This window comes from Gardnerella vaginalis, from assembly GCF_001546485.1.
Lineage (GTDB): Bacteria > Actinomycetota > Actinomycetes > Actinomycetales > Bifidobacteriaceae > Bifidobacterium > Bifidobacterium vaginale_D.
In genome coordinates this window covers 1,022-19,792 of the sequence record NZ_KQ956857.1, presented here as the reverse complement: position 1 = coordinate 19,792, position 18,771 = coordinate 1,022, and the positions used below count along the sequence as shown (strand labels likewise).

12 protein-coding genes are annotated in these 18,771 nt (G+C 43.3%); 7 read left to right on the top strand and 5 right to left on the bottom strand.

Annotated features, from left to right (window positions below):
• Positions 1-95: 95 nt before the first annotated feature.
• The 4 genes from rpiA to HMPREF3208_RS03540 all read right to left on the bottom strand — a co-directional run bounded on the left by rpiA (position 96) and on the right by HMPREF3208_RS03540 (position 5,543).
• On the bottom strand, positions 96-794 hold the full coding sequence (gene rpiA, locus HMPREF3208_RS03555; RefSeq protein WP_016637481.1) for a ribose-5-phosphate isomerase RpiA: 699 nt from the start codon (positions 792-794) through the stop codon (positions 96-98).
• 484 nt (positions 795-1,278) lie between these two features.
• The gene (locus HMPREF3208_RS03550) at positions 1,279-2,367 is read right to left on the bottom strand and encodes a ribonuclease H family protein (RefSeq protein WP_016637482.1); all 1,089 of its coding nucleotides are present in this window, start codon (positions 2,365-2,367) and stop codon (positions 1,279-1,281) included.
• Positions 2,368-2,619: 252 nt separating this feature from the next.
• On the bottom strand, positions 2,620-4,293 hold the full coding sequence (pgm, locus tag HMPREF3208_RS03545; protein WP_004134346.1) for a phosphoglucomutase (alpha-D-glucose-1,6-bisphosphate-dependent): 1,674 nt from the start codon (positions 4,291-4,293) through the stop codon (positions 2,620-2,622).
• A gap of 128 nt (positions 4,294-4,421) precedes the next feature.
• Positions 4,422-5,543, bottom strand: coding sequence for a diacylglycerol/lipid kinase family protein (locus HMPREF3208_RS03540; RefSeq protein WP_032814732.1), 1,122 nt, complete (start codon positions 5,541-5,543; stop codon positions 4,422-4,424).
• A gap of 163 nt (positions 5,544-5,706) precedes the next feature.
• Between HMPREF3208_RS03540 and HMPREF3208_RS03535 the strand changes: the two genes are divergently transcribed.
• From HMPREF3208_RS03535 to HMPREF3208_RS03510, 6 genes are all read left to right on the top strand, one after another.
• On the top strand, positions 5,707-6,657 hold the full coding sequence (locus HMPREF3208_RS03535; RefSeq protein WP_064347268.1) for an alpha/beta fold hydrolase: 951 nt from the start codon (positions 5,707-5,709) through the stop codon (positions 6,655-6,657).
• Between the two features lie 106 nt (positions 6,658-6,763).
• Positions 6,764-8,524, top strand: coding sequence for a L,D-transpeptidase (locus HMPREF3208_RS03530; protein WP_064347265.1), 1,761 nt, complete (start codon positions 6,764-6,766; stop codon positions 8,522-8,524).
• Positions 8,521-10,083 carry an App1 family protein gene (locus HMPREF3208_RS03525; protein ID WP_064347264.1) on the top strand — a complete coding sequence of 521 codons (1,563 nt, stop codon included), beginning with the start codon at positions 8,521-8,523 and terminating at the stop codon, positions 10,081-10,083. Before HMPREF3208_RS03530 ends, HMPREF3208_RS03525 begins: the two co-directional genes overlap by 4 nt.
• A gap of 155 nt (positions 10,084-10,238) precedes the next feature.
• A complete protein-coding gene (locus tag HMPREF3208_RS03520) occupies positions 10,239-12,728 on the top strand; it encodes a S9 family peptidase (RefSeq protein WP_064347262.1) in 2,490 nt (829 codons plus the stop codon).
• A 203-nt stretch (positions 12,729-12,931) separates the two neighbouring features.
• Positions 12,932-13,642: a Crp/Fnr family transcriptional regulator gene (locus tag HMPREF3208_RS03515; RefSeq protein ID WP_064347260.1), complete on the top strand. Its 711-nt coding sequence runs from the start codon at positions 12,932-12,934 to the stop codon at positions 13,640-13,642.
• A 61-nt stretch (positions 13,643-13,703) separates the two neighbouring features.
• On the top strand, positions 13,704-16,025 hold the full coding sequence (locus tag HMPREF3208_RS03510; protein WP_064347258.1) for a transglycosylase domain-containing protein: 2,322 nt from the start codon (positions 13,704-13,706) through the stop codon (positions 16,023-16,025).
• Between the two features lie 120 nt (positions 16,026-16,145).
• Here the strand turns inward: HMPREF3208_RS03510 and HMPREF3208_RS03505 are convergent, their stop codons facing one another.
• Positions 16,146-17,300: a quinone-dependent dihydroorotate dehydrogenase gene (locus HMPREF3208_RS03505; protein WP_016637142.1), complete on the bottom strand. Its 1,155-nt coding sequence runs from the start codon at positions 17,298-17,300 to the stop codon at positions 16,146-16,148.
• A 185-nt stretch (positions 17,301-17,485) separates the two neighbouring features.
• Here HMPREF3208_RS03505 and HMPREF3208_RS03500 point away from each other — a divergent pair, with 185 nt between their 5' ends.
• Positions 17,486-18,346: a DeoR/GlpR family DNA-binding transcription regulator gene (locus HMPREF3208_RS03500; protein ID WP_016637144.1), complete on the top strand. Its 861-nt coding sequence runs from the start codon at positions 17,486-17,488 to the stop codon at positions 18,344-18,346.
• Positions 18,347-18,771: the final 425 nt, after the last annotated feature.

The window sequence follows — 18,771 nt, the reverse complement described above, 5'->3', positions numbered from 1 at the left end:
TACGCTCTAAGCGCGAAAGCAGGTCGTTGCGCTCGCGCCACAGTAATAAAAAAATAGAGCCCGCGTTTGCGGACTCTACTTTTCGATTAGTTGCGTTACTTATTCGGGTTGGTAAGCGTGCGAGGGCCGTTAGGATCGCCAACGATCACAGTGTCAACCATGTTCAAGAACAGACCGTGTTCCACAACGCCGACGGTCTCAATCAAATCTTTAGCCAACTCCTGTGGTTGCTCAATGCGCTCCATATGCAAATCAACCACGAAGTTGTTCTCGTCGGTGCGCACTTCTTTGCCGTCTGCATCAAGACGCAAAACTGGCTTATATCCGCGCTTTTCAAACTTACGAATCACCTGCGCGGAACCAAACGGAATCACTTCAACTGGAAGTGGGAACTTGCCAATCGTATCAACTACCTTGCTTGCGTCAACAATCCACACAATGCGGTCGGAGTTAATAGCCACAATCTTCTCCCAAAGAAGAGCCGCGCCGCCGCCCTTAATACCGTTGAAGTTCTTGTCAACTTCGTCAGAACCATCGATTGTAACGTCAATATGGTCTACTTCATTAATGTCGAGAATCTTAATGCCGTAGCCTTCTGCCTGTTCTTGCGTGCGACGAGAAGTGGTGACGCCTGTGAAGCTCAAACCTTCTTCTTTAACTCTGCGACCAAGCTCATCTACTAAGAAGCGCACTGTAGAGCCGGTGCCAAGACCAACCATCATACCATTCTTTACAATTTTTGCAGCTTCAATGCCTGCTGCTTTTTTAAGCGCGTCTTGTTGTGCTTTATCCATTATTCCTGCTTTCTTGTTTTGTTATTCCCGAGTTCGTCGATGAACTTCCATCGCTATTGCGGGCGAGGCTTTACGCTTTTATGCATGCCTCATTTTCGTACATTTCCATATTAGTCTTTGCCAAGATTTTTAGGGCTATGTGCATCTTAGTTGCGTCGTCATTCATTCACAGGATATTCGTGTGGTAGAGATTTGAGATTTTTCGCACAGAACGAAGGGCGCTCGCGCGGTTAACGCGCTCGCTACTGAGCTTGCGCGAAAAGCACACTGTGCTTTCAACTTGAGCAAGCTCGGCGCTCCGAGTTACTTTCGCGCGCGCAATGCTGCGCGAAAGCAGGTCGTCGCGTCCTCGTCTGGAGCGATTTATTAGTCTAAACTCTCCAAATGCGGGGTAAGTCTCTCGTGTTTGGAGCGCTACGCAGTCTTAATCCCTCCAAATGTGGGGTAGATTCCTCGCGTTTGGAGCGCTACAGCAAATAATAACCTATGAAAGGTAGAAGGCGGTTGGAGCAAAGTGTAGTGTGCCGTCGGGCTGCACATAGCCGCTTACGTTGATTGTGCCGGAAATAAAACGCGCCTCGCCGTTAAAACTTGGGCTTGTGTTTGGTGCTGGAGTAAACTGCAGCACGCCAGAAACGCTTAAACCAGGTATTGGTCGTAAGGTGTTGTGTGTTACATCTGCGACATGAGATGATGTTTCACAAAGAGTTTCACGATTTGATTCTTGCGTTTCAACGTTGTTTGATTCGTGTACTTCTAGTGCCTTAGTTGTTTCTACGTCTTCTACATTTTCTTCAGTATGTGTTGTATTTTCTGCAATTTTAGCTGCGCTTTGAATAGCATTTTTAATTTCGCTCTCAGTAGTATTTTCGAGAGTATTGGTACTAATATTTTCGGCAGTATTTTCAGTAGGATTTGGTTTATTGATTATTTGAGCAAAATCAGGGTTAGTGTCTTCTCCGACTGTGCGTCCGATATGATATTCTTCGCGCGAAATCTTATCTTCCATAAGTGCTTTTGCATCTTCTGGAACATCAGTACCCTTTGCGTAAGGCGAAGAAAGAAGCGACTTCCAGCCTTCTAGAGGTAAATATCCATTCTTCAAGTCGTCGCGGCAATCTTCTGCATATCCGCGCGCTAAAGTGTCAACTTTCTCGTTGCCAGCATTCCCTGCATGTCCTTTAACCCACACAAACTTAACAGAACCTTCGCGTTTGGTGATTTCTGCATCTATTGCGCGAATCAAATCAGCGTTTTTAACAGGCTCGTTTTTAGAGTTCTTCCAACCGTTCTTCTTCCAACCGTGAATCCATGTAGTTGAGCAGTTGATTGCGTATTGCGAATCAGTTTCGATGGTAAGTGGTTCACTACCTGGATGTGCGCGTAAAGCTTCTAAGACTGCGCATAATTCGCCAATCTGATTAGTGCCGTTAGTAGCTCCGCCGGCATCCGCATTACCAGTATGATGGTGTTCGTGTGAGCTACCAGACTCAGCAGTGTGGTCAGCCCAAGCCCAACCCATAGAACCGTTTGGATTGCCAAGTGCAGAACCATCGGTAGAAACAACTATCATTGCAAAACCTTTCAAATCAGCGTGCTACACAAATTCTACAGTACCTTACAACAAAATGTGTTCTTTTTAATGGCTTGTCAATCGAAACGAGTGTGAAGAAACATTATCTCGTTTTTGTGGACTTGGTTGGCGTGTAAGTCCCCAAAAGTGGGAAAACGAAAAAATAAAACTTGCGTCAGAACAACAAACTAATTCCAACGCAAGTTTTATTACAATTTTCAGCGCAAACTTTAGCTTAAATTTACAAGCTGTCTATGCTAAAGCCTTATCGACTACAGCAGTAGCTTCCTCAAGCACCTTGTCAAGCGCTTCTGGAGAAACGAAGGACTCAGCGTAAACCTTGTAAATATTCTCGGTACCAGATGGGCGAGCAGCAAACCAGTTGTTCTTGGTAGTAACCTTCAAGCCACCAATCTTTGCGCCGTTTCCAGGAGCTTCTGTAAGCTTTGCGGTAATATCTTCGCCAGCAAGCTTAGTTGCTTCAACGTCGTCGCCGCTCAAAGCTGCGAACTTCTGCTTCTGCTCAAGAGTGGTTGGAGTATCAACGCGCTTGTACCAGCTTTCGCCAAAGCGAGCTACTTGATCCTGGTGAAGCTGAGCTGGGTTCTTGCCAGTTTTTGCAGTAATTTCAGCTGCGAGCAAGTCTGGAATAAGGCCGTCCTTATCGGTGGTCCATACGCGACCATCCTTGCGCAAGAAGCTCATGCCGGAGCTTTCCTCACCACCGAAAGCAACTTCGCCGCTAAAGAGCGGATCAACGAACCACTTGAAGCCAACTGGCACTTCCACAAGCTTTGCATTAATAGAAGCAGCCACGCGGTCAATCAAGGAAGAAGACACAAGCGTCTTGCCAATTGCTGTGTTCTTTGGCCAATCTGGGCGAGCACCGCCGAACAAGTACTCCACGCACACTGCAATGTAGTGGTTCGGGTTCATAACGCCCCAATTTGGGCAAACAATTCCGTGGCGGTCGGCGTCCGGATCGGTGCCGCCAACCAAATCGTACTTATCCCAAGCGCCAGCGTTAAGCTGATCAACTAAGCCCTTCATTGCATAAGGGGAGCTTGGATCCATACGAATCTTGCCATCGTGGTCAATAGTCATGAATCGCCAAGTTGGGTCAACTTCTGGGCGCACAACACCAATGTTCAGGCCGTACTTTTCATTCATAAGTGGCCAGTAGTTTACGCTTGCGCCGCCGAGTGGGTCAATTCCCAAGCGCACGCCGCTAGAGCGAATCACGTCGAAATCAATAACGTTAGCCAAATCGCTAACATAATGTTCGCGGTAATCGAAGCCTTCAACCAAATCAGACTTGATTGCTTCTTCGAATGGCACACGCTTTACGGACTTGTAGTTGTCGAGTAATTCGTTTGCGCGAGCTGCGATTGCATTAGTTACGTCTGCTGGGGCAGGGCCGCCTGTTACAGGATCGTACTTAAAACCGCCATCGGTTGGAGGATTGTGCGAAGGAGTGACGACAATGCCGTCAGCCAAGCCGTCGCCGCTAAAACGCTGAGTGCCGTCGGCCGCGCGATTATGCGTCAAAATAGCCTGAGATACAACAGGAGTTGGTACGAAGTCGCCGCGAGAATCCACACGAACGTGAACGCCGTTAGCAACCAAAACCTCAATAGCGGTTTTTTGAGCAGGCTCAGAAAGAGCGTGCGTATCGCGACCAATATAAAGAGGACCAGTTACGCCAGCTTTTTTGCGATATTCAGCAATAGCTTGCGTAATTGCCACAATATGAGCTTCGTTAAACGAAGTTTTCAAAGCAGAACCACGGTGACCGGACGTGCCGAAAATCACGCGCTGTTCTGGAATATTGGAATTTGGAACTTCATCATAGTACGCGCCGACCAAGGCGTCGACGTCGACTAGATCTTCTGGGGTGGCGGGCATTCCCGCATTTTTTGCTACCATAATTTTTTATTGTGCCACGGCGCTTGTATTTTATTATTTTTCTACAAATATTTTATTATTTTTTACAAATTTTGATTTTTTATAACTGGGAAAGAAATTTCCTTAATTTACGCCTCATTCACGTATGATTAACTTACTGAAACGTTGGTTTTTACGCCTGCTGGCACTCTTACGCATAGAGCTTGTTTATCAACAGTGAAGCGCAAATGCTTTGTATAACCTAAAATGTCGCCATCGACTTGCACAGGAGCAGATTTTTCCAACTTCACTTCTGCACTAAAACCTTGCGTTTGGTCAATTCTGGAGCCAGCAGATAGCGAATTCTGTTGCAAAGCGCGCCCGGTTACAGTTTGATGCACAACACCGCGGAATAAATTAGCCCAACCAATTAATCCGCCTGAAGTATCAATAATCTCAAAATCAAGTACACCATCGTCGTAAGCAGCTTCTGGCATAAGCGAAAACATAGGAATCTGCCCGCAATTTCCAGCCATAAGCGTGCGGAAAGTGAGTCCTTTGAGCACACTTTCGTCACCATTTGAACGCTGTAAAATAACGGTTGCACGACACTTCTGCATAAACAAATGTTTAACTCCGGCTACAAAATAAGCAAGCCAACTAATATTTTTCTTTAATTTCGGGTCGGTATCATCAATCATCAGCGCATCAAAGCCGATGCCTGCAATAATCAAGAACGCGTGCCCATGATCTTCATTAGGGTTGTCAAGAATAGTAACGCGTCCAACATCAACTCGTCTAGATCCATGTGAGGTTGCCACTCTTAGCGCTGCGTTTACGTCGTTTACTGGTATTCCCATGTTTCTAGCAAAAAGGTTGCCAGTTCCAATAGGAATAATTCCCATGGCATGACCTTTTCCACTTACTGCGCTCGCAACAGTGCGTACTGTACCATCGCCACCAACTGCTACTACTACATTAGCTCCGTGAGAAAGCGCTTCTAGTGCGCATTCACGCCCGTCTTTATCAAGCTGTGTATCAATAATTTCGTAGGTGAATTTGCGAGTGTTGCAGTATTCTTGAATACTTTCCCTGTACAATTCTGCTTGCGGTTTTGACGGATTGAGAATGAAAGCGTAGTGCACAGAATCGCCATGACGTTTAGCAAGTTTTTTAGCCAAATGATGCCGTTTCATGGCACGCGTAACAATCATGATGACGAATGGCGCAAGTACAAGCGCAAAAACAATCACCATAAGTGCAATAGTTGCTTGAATAGGCATAGTTGGCATACCCTCCATTCTTGCACATTATTTTCCTTAATATACTAAATTCTGTAGTAAGTTGCGAATATTTACTGTTTTTACACATTTGGTTCATTCTTGATACTTATTTTTGCGTCTGTGAGTTTTTATATCGAGTTCTGTTATATGGCTGAGACTAGTATTATCTATCATGAGTGAAGGTTCTACTAATTTGAATAATAAGTGCGGTTCTTTTAAGGATTGCTCACTGTTTCAGTTGCACAATACTGTTTACCGCAGTGTAAATTGTGATTCTAGTGCCACTGGTGATGTCAGCGACATTATTCCAATCGTTCTTATTCACGGTTTTCCTGTTGATCATCGCATGTGGGATGCTTGCGCTGATTCATTAAACGCACAGATTGATGCTGCTCTTAGCGAAGGTACGTTAAAACATGATGTTCCTATTTTTGCTCCAGATATGGCTGGTGCTGGTTTAAGCGAGACTCCAAAAGCTGAGCATGCTGAATTTAACGAGGCTGATTATGTTCATGCTCTGGATGCTCTTACTGCATCTTACGTAAAGCTTCTTGATGATTGCGGTTACCATCGCGCTGTGTGGGTTGGTCTTTCTATGGGTGGCTACGTTGCGTTAAATGTGCAGCGTCTTGTTCCGCAGGCAGTTGCTGGCATTGCTTTGTGTGATACTCGCGCTTGTGTTGATGCTCCTCAGGCTCGCGCTAAACGTCTTGAGATTGCTGAGATTTGTGAACGCGATTATACAGTTGACCCTGTTATGCATTTTGCTCACGCTACTGAAAAGGATTCCACTGTTAAGCAGTCACCTGAGTTTATTCATACTTTTGAAAAATGGATTCATGATCAAAAGCCTGAAGGTTTGGCTTGGCGTCAACGTATGGCTGCCTGCCGACCGGATATGGAAGATCAATTGCCTTTGATTACTACACCAGCTGCTGTAATAAGTGGTACGTTAGATCCTTCTAGTGCTCCTGCAGTGATGCGTCCTATGGCTGAAGCTATGACTGCTGCTAAGCATGTAGAGTTTACTGAGATTGAAAATTGTGGACATTTTAGTGCTACAGAACATCCTTACGAAGTGGCTGCTGCGCTAGTGTCATTGATGTCACAAGTACAACGTTAATTAATTTTTGCATTGCTTTGAGTGGCGTAAAAAATAATTTCGTGCTTTCCTAGTGCTAGACTATCCACGTATCTGTTGCATACGATTATTGAGCAGAGGTTTGAAAATGACTGAATTGCAGCAAAATTCTGAGGGTACTGCTTCTTTCAACATTGCGCCCGATCATGTATCTGATGGTGCGAGTGATGATACTATTGCCTTTGCTCAGATTCCTCAAAATCATGGAAATAGTCAAACTGCTGATAACATGGCAGAGAGTCTTGTCGACAACTTAGGCGAAGTTGCTGATGAAGATGACAGTCAAAGCGCATTTAATAATGATGTTGACTCTAGTGTTGATGGTTATCAGAATATGGCTATTGCTGATAATACCGCTACTGATACGTTTGAAGCTGTGAAACCAAGATCGCGTCATCGAGCTAATCGTTCTGCTTCTGCATTGCTGTATTCGTTGCTTATTTTCATTATCATTCTTGCTGCAGCTTTCTTCGCGTTGAATTGGTATTTCAATAATCGCGTGGCACCTGGCGTTGATTTTGGTGATGCTGCTATTGCTCGCAATCTTACTGGTGAACAGGAAGCTGCAGTGAGAAGTACTGTGCAAAATGCTGTAAAACATACTTCTTTGATTATTAGTGATGATCAGGGTAATCGTATTACGACGAACTTGCAGCAACTTGGTGTGAAAGTTGATCAGCCTGCAACTGTGCAGTCTATTATGAGCGCTAAGCGTAATAATTTGTTTACTCGTATTATGCCATGGGTGCAGCAGACAGTAAGTTTACAGGCAAAACGTGATGATTCTGCAATGGATTTGTATGTGCTACGTAAGTTTATTCGTGAGCGTGACCGTGCAGTTCCATATACAGCAGTATTTGATAAAGCTTCTGATGCCTATACGGTAGAGGATGGTATTCCTGGTCGTACTGTTGAAACTATGCCAGTGCGTGAAGCTGTGAAAAAATTAATCAATCATCCTGGAAAGACTGTAAAAGTTTCGGTAATTTCGCGCCGAACTGATGCGCCGATTAAGCGCGATGCTGCACAGAAACTTGTTGATGATTTAAATAATGTATTAACAAAAAAAATTACATTTAGCAATAATAATAGTAAAGATTTTACAGTTCCGAAGAGTGCACTTGCATCGTGGATTGTTGTAAAAGCTGATATTACTCATCATAAGTTGTCTTATAGTATAGATACTGATAAAGCAGACAACTACTTATCGCAAGCACTTCCTAAAGAGCTGAATCAACAAAAAGTCAATCAAGAAGATGCTGTTAGTAAATCAGGAAAAGTAATTTTTACTACTATGAAGGGCTCTAATGGTGTTGAGATTACTTATACCAGTAGTATTGCTGAAAAAGCTGTGAATGCTTTACGTAAAGGTACTGATTATAAAACGGCATTGCAAGCGAAAATCACCAAATTTACTGTTGAGCAAAAGCTTGTTGAGATGCGTATTGTTGTTGATAAGACTACACAAACTGCATCAGTATATAAAAATGATGAGTTGGTAAAAACTTTCCCAGTATGTACCGGAAAGATTGGTCGTGATGATTCAACTCCTGGCACGTTCTTCATTTACTTGCGTTACGCTTCGCAAGATATGCGCGGTCGCAATAATGATGGATCTCCATACTTCTCTCCGGCTGTTCATTGGGTAAGTTATTACAATGGTGGAGAAGGGTTCCATACTGCCACTTGGAATTATAAAGGCATTGCTACAGGTGATGCAGCAAATCATGGCTCTCATGGCTGTATTAACATGTATGAGCAGGATGCTCATTGGATTTATGAGAACTGCCCGCGTGGAACAATTGTGCAGATTGTGGGCACTACGCCGGATGGTCCGGTGCGTCAATGAGCGTACGTGTGAGTGAAGTTCAGCATGATGGTGCGAGTGATAGCGTTGCCTCTTCCGTTGCAGCGCAATCTCAAGCTGAGCGCGTAACAGACTCACAGCTTATTTCTCAACCTGATTCAACAGTTGCATGTGAACACGCGACTGTATCAAAGTTAGAACGTACTGTTCCTTCACAATTTACTCCAGCGCGTGCTGTAGGGTCGCGGCGCGTAAGTAGTGCACCAATCCCTGTGCATGTTACTGCCACATTGTTTGATACTCCTTCGCAGGCTGAACAAATAGATAATAAACCATTTCTAGTACGTGTTGGACGTCGTGTACTCACATCAATAGCAGGCATGTGGATGCGTTTGGCTGGACGTGTTGCTCGTCGAGCAGGATGGTTCCCAAGCATTGAGCCTTATATTGGTTATGGCACGCATCGTTATGCTCGTTTGATTTGCCGTACTGTATACGCACCAAAATTAGGCCATCATTCTGCTTTAAAACGCGGTATTTACGCAATGCTGGTTGTGCCTGCCGTGCGCGTGCGTGTAGCGTTATCAATTGACAATTTGCCTGTAGAGACTGTGCAAATCGGTGACTCTGAAGTGTATGATCGGCTTGAAGAATCACGCGATAGTAGTGCAGAGTATTGTATTTCTGATTGTGCCGGTTACTTAGATTTAATTACTGAGCGTGCGCTTTCACCTGGTCGTCATGTAGTTTCGTATAAAGTTCATGATCGCGAACCGGTGAAAGCAAGTTTATTTGCTATTGATAAACATGTGCCAATTGGTATTATTTCCGATGTCGATGACACTATTATGATTACGCAAGCGCCTTCTCCGATACGCGCTGCATATAATTTGTTGATTATGAATCCGGCACATCGCTCACCGGTTCCTGGTATGGCAGAATTTTTCCGTTCGCTAGAACAGTTGCGAGAGGATGTTCCATTTTTCTACCTTTCCACTTCGCCATGGAACGTTGAAGCGTCAATTCGTCATTTTATTGAGCGTGAAAAGTTTCCTGAAGGACCTTTGTTACTTCGTGATTTAGATCCGCGTCCTAAAACATTTATTCCCAATGGACCGCAGCACAAGTTGGAGTTTGCTACGCAACTTATGGATGATTTTCCGGGGATGCGTTTTGTGCTGCTTGGTGATGATGGTCAAAAAGATCCGAGTACGTATGCGAATATTATCCGCCAGCATCCTGGTCGTGTGCTTGCTGTTGGTATTCGGCAATTACATAAAGATAGTACAGTCGATGATTTTCGCAGCAAAATGTCGCGTGATTTTGCTGTGGCTTTAAGTGCGTCTTGTCGCGCATATATTGCTACGGATGCTCATGCTCCCGAGGTGCCAACTGTTGCTTTTGAAAAGTTCGGTAGTAATACTGGCAGTATTGAACGTGTTGGGGATATTGGAAACGATTCTGGTGATAGTTCAATGCGCGTCATAGAAGCAAAAGGTGCTGCTGGAACGCTGCAGGGTGTGCCATTTTTTGCGGCTCCACAAGGACAAGGTTTAGCTCAAGTGATGCTGCCATTTATTCAAGAAGCGATTAGTAAATAGTAACCTTTTAATGAGGTGAGATATATGTTGAATAAGAAATCGCCTCAACGCACATGCTATAACACTTTCAGAAAAACGTAAAAATATTGTATACAATATTGTAAAAATACTTCAGAATACGGTACTGAAATAATGTTTTCCAAAGGGGTCTGTCTATGAGCGAACAAACTTATGCAAGACCAGCAGCAGCTGATCGCATACCGTCAATTCGTACATTTCATGGCGACACATACATTGATCAATATGCTTGGATGAAAGATCGTAACAATCCAAAGGTGCTTCAATATGTCAATGAACAGAATGCTTACACTGAGCAACGTGTAAAACCTTTAGAAGCATTACGTTCTACCTTGTTTGATGAGTTGCGCTCCCGTGTGCAGGAAACAGATATGTCGGTGCCCGTTCGCATGAATGGCTATTGGTACTATGTTCGTACACAAGAAGGCAAACAGTATACTGTGCAATGCCGTATGAAAGTTACGGATGAGAATGATTGGAATCCTCCCGCTATTAATGATACTGCTGAGCCTGGTGTAACGGTTGGTGAAGAAGTTTTATTTGATGCCAATCTTGAAGCTGAACGCGCTGGTACTAACTTTTTCCGCCTTGGTGGTATGGATTTAAGTCGTGACGGCTCTCGTATGTTATATGGTGTTGATACGCATGGTGATGAGCGTTTTAGTTACTATATTCGTGATTTTGTTCAGGCTTCATCCACATGGGAACCTCTAGAAGAAACATGGGAAAATCTTGCTTCTGCTTCCCTTACTCCAGATGGTAAATGGGTTTTTTATGTGAGATTGGATGATGCGTGGCGTCCGTATCAAGTATGGCGTCATCGTGTTGGTACGTCTACGAAGAGTGATGTAAAAGTTTTTGAAGAAACAGATGAACGCTTTTTTGTTGACGTATATGAAAGTTTTGATGAACGCTACATGATGATAAGTAGTAGCTCTAAAACTACATCTCGTGTACTTATGTTGCCCTTAAGTACACCTGAAGGTGATTTTCGTATGGTTATTGAGCCTGTTGAAGGAGTGGAATATGATATTTCTTTCGCTTGCTTTGAGCGGGCGGGAGAAAATGGTGAAGACATTCCAGTGGCTATCGTATGCCATAACGCTAATAATCCTAATTTTGAAATCGATATTATTGATATGCGTAATTATGCTGCAAAATCTACGAGTTGTGCAGCATATAAACTTGGTGATGGCGTATGTATTGCTTCCGGTTCTCCGTATGGTTGTGAGCAAGGAGATGTTTGGAAAAAAGAAGCAAGTAAACAGCCCATTACCAAATCGTATCGGTCTGCAAATAATCCAGCTATATTGCGCAATACTGTAGGGTTGAGCGTGAGTGGATTATCAATGTATAAAAATTATGTAGCTTTGGCATATCGTGCTCAAGGATTGCCTCATCTTGCGGTAATAAGTAAGCAGCGTGCAGTAGAAGATTTCTTACAAGGTCGTCCGTGGCGTTTTTATGAATTGCAGCCTCATATTGTTCTTGAGCATGATTCTGTGCACGTTAATATTGAGAATGCTGGTATTAAAAGTGCTGATAGTAAGAATTCTTTTGTACTCAATCAAACACAAACTGAATCGCGCGTAACACTCGCAACTATTTCTTCAATAGAAATCAATAATAATCGTTTGTTTAATATTGGAATGACTGGAAATCCTTCATATGAAGCTCCGCGTATGCGATATGCTTTCGGTAGCTATGCAACGCTAGGGCAACTTCGTGAATTGGATCCTTTAACTGGTAATGATGTGCTATTGAAACGTGGGAAAATTCTTGGTGAATTTGATGAGCATTGTTATGCTGAAAAACGCATATGGATTACTGCACGTGATGGTGAGCATGTACCAGTGTCACTTGTATGGCGCCCTGATAGGGTTTCTAACACGAATGCTATGTTTATTACTGGTTATGGCGCTTATGAAGTAAGTTCTGATCCTACTTTTTCTGTTGGTCGTTTGAGTTTGCTTGATCGAGGTGTGCTATATGCGCAAGTGCATGTACGTGGTGGCGGAGAAATGGGACGTGCATGGTATGAACAAGGTCGGCGTAGTCATAAAAAGCACACTTTTGAAGATTTTGTTGATGCAACGCGCGCACTGCAAGCAGCCGGTTTTGCTGCAGCGAAGCATACAGTAGCTAATGGTGGTTCTGCAGGTGGTTTGCTAATGGGTGTTATAGCGAATATGGCTCCAGAATGTTATGCCGGTATAGAAGCAGATGTTCCGTTTGTAGATGCTTTGACTTCTATGTTAGATACTTCACTTCCGCTTACGGTAACTGAGTGGGATGAATGGGGTAATCCGCTTGATAGTGCTGAGGATTATGCCTATATGAAGTCCTATACTCCTTATGAGCATGTGCCTTCTGTGGATAGCGATGAAGGTCGTCGTGCTTTATTGCATTTCCCACATATTTTAATTACTTCGTCAATGCGTGACACGCGTGTATTAGTTACAGAGCCGCTTAAATGGCTAGCGCAATTGCAGGCATCTGGTATTGATGCCATAGCTCGTATTGAAACTGATGGAGGTCATGGAGGTACTTCGGGTAGGTATCGACAGTGGAAAGAACTCGCATATGAAAACGCATGGTGCTTGCATACTATGGGAATAGATATGTAATTTTAATACACTTATATGTAGTGCTGCTTTTGCTGTAATAAATAATGCGTATATAACTTATGTTGCGATTATGCGTGTTATGATATGTGGTAGAGGAAGCTCTTATATAGGTGTATATGTTGCTGTACGTGAATATGTAAATTGCTGTTCCTCAGTAGTTCGACGGCGATAGCTACTTATTTGCTTGATGAGGGGGTATTGCGATGGCGATGGATGATACTAAGAGTGATGAATTTTCACTGCAGCGTACTGCATTATTTAAGCAAGTTCCAAGCGATCAGATGCAAGAGTTGCTCGTATATTTGCAAGAATCAATTTTTAATAAAGGTGACGCGATTTTTAATGAGGGTGACACAGATCGTCGTATGTATTTACTCGAACGTGGTCGCGTAAAATTAGTACGTCACTCAAATGATAATCGTGTGCAACTATTGAGTATTCACACTCCTGGAGAAATTCTAGGAGAAATTCCCGTGTTTGATCCAAGTGGCGGTCCGCGTACTGCCTCAGCAATATCAATTACGAATCGTACAAGGGTGCTGTGGCTAGAAAATGACGTATTGTTCCATTGGTTGAATAATCATCCTCGCGTAGCTGTTGATATGTTGCAAGTTTTAGCTGCACGTATGCGTGCCAACAATGAACGTATTTCTGATTTGGTATTCATGGATGTGCCAGCTCGTTTAGCTAAAACGTTGCTGAATTTAGCTTCGCGATTTGGTGAACCAATGAGTGATGGTTTGCTAGTTCCGCATGATTTAACACAAGAAGAACTGGCTCAGCTGGTGGGTTCTTCGAGAGAAACTGTTAACAAAGCTCTGATGGATTTTGCTAATCGTGGTTGGATTATGCGCCAAGGTCGTTCCATTATTATTTATAAGCCGGGTATGCTTATTCGTCGAGCTGAGCGTTAGTATGCTTTGCTAGTTTCTGGTGTGATTTTCCAAGTAGAGGCAAGCCTTTAGAATAGTACGCATGCCGAAAAAGAATTCACTGACTGCTCGACGCGTGCTCGCACTATTTCTTACCTATATCACCCTTTGTGTTGCTGGTGGTATTGCTGCAAGTATTATGTTCGTTCCAGGCGTTATGAGTGTGAATAGCGTAGTGAAAACAGTAGTGCCTTCGCTACGCGTTGACGGTATTGATTTTGACGTAACAGCATTGCCGCAAAAATCGCGATTGTATGCGTCAGATGGAAAAACAATTATTGCAACTTTTTATGCGCAAAATCGTACAGTCGTACCGTTGCGTCGAATTTCGCAATATATGCAACGAGCTATGGTTGCGCGTGAAGACCGACGTTTCTTTGAACATTCTGGCGTTGATATGCAGGGTGTTATTCGTGCATTTGTGCAAACTTTTGTGAAAAAGGGAGATATGCAAGGTGGCTCTTCCCTAACACAACAGTATGTGAAAAATGTCTTAATGATTAAAGCGCGTGAAAACAATGATCCACTAGCGGAATACCATGCTTCTGAAGGTACGATTGCTCGTAAGTTACGCGAAATGTTGATTGCTATACAGATGGAGAAAAAGTATTCTAAGCTTGAAATTTTGCAAGGATATTTAAATATTGCGCAGTTTGGCAGTAATAATTTGTATGGTGTAGAAACTGCAGCGCATCGTTACTTCAATACCAGTGCTGCTAAATTGAATTTAGTACAGGCTGCCACTATTGCTGCTATTACCAAGAATCCTGCTCGGTATGATCCTTCTATTGAAAGCAATCAGCCAGAATCACAAAAGCAGCGTAATATTGTGCTCGATTTGATGCTTCGCCAAGGTTTTATTACTCAAAAGGAGCATGATGATGCGGTGGCAATTCCGCTCAAAAGTACACTCAATGTGCAGCGTGAAGTATCAAATATTGGTTGCCAAGCTGCTGGCGATGCTGCATTCTTCTGTGATTATGTAACGAAGAAGATTTTACACTCGCGTGAATTTGGTAAAACTGCTGTTGCTCGTGAAAAGCTGCTTACTGAAGGTGGTCTTGATATTTATACCACTATGGATTTGCGTGCTAGTAAGGCTGCGATGAAAGCTGCTCGTGACACCATTCCAATTAACGATAAAAGTGGTTTTGAAGTTTCTATAGCAGCGATTAAGCCGGGCACTGGCGAGGTGTTAGCTTTTGGTAGTAATCGTATTTATGATGCCACTGACGCTGCACGTTCTGATCCAACGCATACTGCTCTTAACTATGCAGTAGATGAACGTGATGGCGGTGGTCTTGGATGGCAGATTGGTTCCACGTGGAAGCCAATTAATATGGTTGCTTGGATGCTGGCTGGCAAGTCAATTAATCAGCCGTTGAGAACTTCCACGTTGTACAATAATGCTGACTTTAGTTGCAGTAAATTCCGTGGCATTGGCACATGGTCAGTACAAAATTCTGGTGGTGGTACTATAAATCCAGAAACGCCATTGCAAGGTTTAGTTCGTTCTCATAACACTACTCAAGCTTCTATGGCTCAACAGATTAAGTTGTGTTCTATTGCTAACGCGGCGCGCATACTTGGGTATCATAATTCGCCACTTGGGCAGGAAAGCGTGTATTCAGCCAACTCTCTTAATCCTCCTATGACTATTGGTTCTGTGCAGGCATCTCCACTAACAGTGGCGAACGTGTACGCGACGCTTGGTGCAGATGGTGTTGCATGTGATCCTATCGCTATTAAGCGAGTTGTTGACAAGAATGGTAGGCGCTTAAAAGTGCCGAGTGCTCATTGTCATCAAGCTATTCCAAAGGGTGTTGCGCAAACTGCTGCTTATGCATTAAACCAAGGTGTAGTTCAACCTGGTGGTGAGGCTGCAACAACTCAGCTTGATGGTGGTCGCAAAACTTTCGCAAAAACTGGTACTAACGAGCAGTATTACATGACGACAGCAGGATTTGTTCCACATCAAGTTGCATCGTTTGTGGCTGTTGGTAATGCAGAAACGCAGAAAAGCTTTAACGGTATGACTATTAATGGTCGTACGATGGCAGCTTGGTACGGTATGTTTATTGCAACTCCAGCGTGGAAGCAGTTTATGAATGATTATTTGAAAGCTGCTAATATTCCTATCGATAATAACTACGGTAAGCCTGATCCAAAATATATTGCTGGAGGCACTTTACCGGGTATGCATACTAAGACTACGCAAACTGAACAGCAGAAGCGTGATGAAGATGCTCGTCGTCAAGCTGCGCGTGAACAGCAGGAGGAAGCAAATAATCAGGAACAAGCGCAGGATCAATATGAAACTGCTCGTCGTGACGATTATAACGGTTCTACAAGTGATAATTTCTAGCGTTAAATTTGTGCGATGAATTCGCCATATTTACAACATTGCCCGATGTTTGTTTTCGTTTCATGAGAAACTTGTCATAAACATCGGGCAATTATCGTAGAACTTGAATCGGTTTGCGTGTTAGTTGGCATCTACTCCAACAGCATCTGTAACATGTGCGAATCCGTCACGCTGTAAAAGCTCAGCAAGTCCACGCTTGAGTATCGTAATTTGTTGTGGTCCGCGATACATAAGTGATGTAATAAACATCACCAAATCTGCGCCGGCACGAATCTTTTCGTATGCTTGCTTTGGTGTAAATACGCCGCCAATACCAGCAATAGCAAAACGATTGCCAAAAGCTTTGCGCGTGCGGCGAATAAGATCGTTACTCGCGCTGTAGGTAGGACCTCCCGAAAGTGCACCTTCCCAATCTGCAGGAATATCAAGACCTGTGCGGTTTTTTTGCAAATTAGCGATACTTACTCCATCAACTTTATGCTCAGCAAGTACATCAAGAAGTGACTTGAATTGACTCCATCCACCTGGTAGATTGAGTGGCATTTTAACTAAAGTTGGCTGCGGGCGATGAATAGTGTCGAGATCTGTGAACAACTTATCTAATGCTTCAGGTTCCCTAAAAGGCTCACCAACGCGAGTGTTAGGACAGGAAATATTGACTTCAATCATGGAGCTTCGTCCAGCAGCACGTTCCATAGAAATATGGTAATCTTCAATGCCTTCTTCTAAATCGCCAACTAAATCATCGTTGGTGCGCGCAATAGAAATAGACATATTCATGGATTTAGCTTGTGTCCAAGCTTGTTCTGCTCGAGCAATAACAGCCTCACTACCATCATTGGCAAGTCCGGCATGCACTAAAATCGAATCATATTGTGGTAAACGATGATACCAAGGCTTTTGGTTGCCCTCGCATGGTCGGCTAGTCGTAGAACCAACGGTTTCAAAACCAAAACCAGCGTTATCTAACACAGTAGCCATTTGACAGTTTTTATCGAGACCAGCACTTAAACCAAATGGATTAGCAAAGTCCAAGCCCATAACTGTAGTTTCTAGAATTGGATTTGTGTAATTAAGCATAGTGCGCAGCAACCACATAAGTCCTGGTGTACGCTCACTGGATTTGCAAAATGCAATCATGCGCTCATGTGCTTCGTCTGGCGGAATATTAAATACAAAATGCGGTTTGATGACATGTTTGTATGAGAATGTGAAAAGATCAGTCGTGGCTTTATTGACGACATCGTGTAATGAATGTTCAGAAACATGGTACATACCTCTATACTAGGGCATTATTTTGTTATGTGCTATTGTGTAGGAGAATTTTGTGCGTTTACTCACTGCAGGGGCGTTCGTTTTTGTGCGTTTTGTTATAAAAATTGCTTTGTGTACGTTAAAATGTGCGTTATTTTCGTTTTAGTGCCTTGAAACGCTCAATCGCGTTTGTTTTTTGCGTTTCTATGTGCGATAATGTTCACATGATTTCTTCACAGCGTCAGCATTTGATTTTAAGCCGCCTTCGTACGCGTGGTGCAGTTCGTATTACTGCGCTTTCAAAGGAACTTAACGTTTCAGCGATGACAGTTCGTCGTGATATCGCAGAACTTTCAGATCGTGGGCTTTTGAAGCGAGTTCATGGTGGCGCTGTAACTACTAATACTTTGCTCTCAGAGCCACTGTTTTCTGTAAAGTCACAGATGGATATCGGTCTTAAAGATGCTATTGCGCGTTTGGCTGTAGATTATGTGTCTCCGGGGGATGTGATTGCTATTGGTGGCGGTACTACTGCTTACGTATTTGCGCAACATTTGCTCGAATCTCGACGGGCTTCTGGTATTACGATTTTGACTAATTCAATTCCTGTTGCTGAGCTTGTGCAAGCGTTAGAGTCAAAAGATGTTGAGGTTATTGTTACTGGCGGCGTGATTACTCGTTCCAATTCACTGGTCGGACCTATTGCAGATAAGGTTGTGGCTTCACTTCGTGTGAATACAGTATTTCTTGGTACGCACTCGGTGTCGCTTCCACGCGGTTTCTTAATGCCGAATTCATTGGAAGCTGCTACAGATATGGCTTTAATGGATATTGCTGACCGCACGATTATTTTGACAGATCATACGAAATGGAGTTGTACATCACTTTCACTGTTTGCGCGTTTTGATCAGGTTGATACTGTTATTACCGATGATGGTTTGGATGCAGATTCGCAGCTTCGTACGCGTGAACTTGTGAAGGATTTAGTGTTGGCTCCGGTTGTTGAAGATCATGAGATGCTGAGTGCTGCGCACGATTCGGATGCAGATCAATTTGACGAAGATTGATGTGATGTAGCTCAGATCGGTTCTGACTTGTTACGCATTTTTGGATATTTCTTCTGTAAAGTCACTATGAAGATTATTTTGACAAGTTTGCAGAGAATGAGCTGTGTTCGTTTCATGGTTTGCTGAGAGTGATGCTTGCAAGTGTTGTTATGCATTGTGCTTTGCTTGTTGTATCGCGTTTTGAGCTTATGAAGGATGTATCTCTTATACCATGTTTTGCTTGTCGTGAAAGCGTGGCTTGTGTTTATGGTGTATTTCTGAACGCATTGAAATTTTTTGGAATTAATATTTTTTTGGATAATTTTGGTAGAAGTTCTTGCATTTTTTGGTTAGGCATGCAGTAACTGCAAAATCTCATATAAAATATTCTGTTTTTTCTTAATCTATTGATGTGTTAAAACTTGACTTTTGTGAACGGGGGGGGG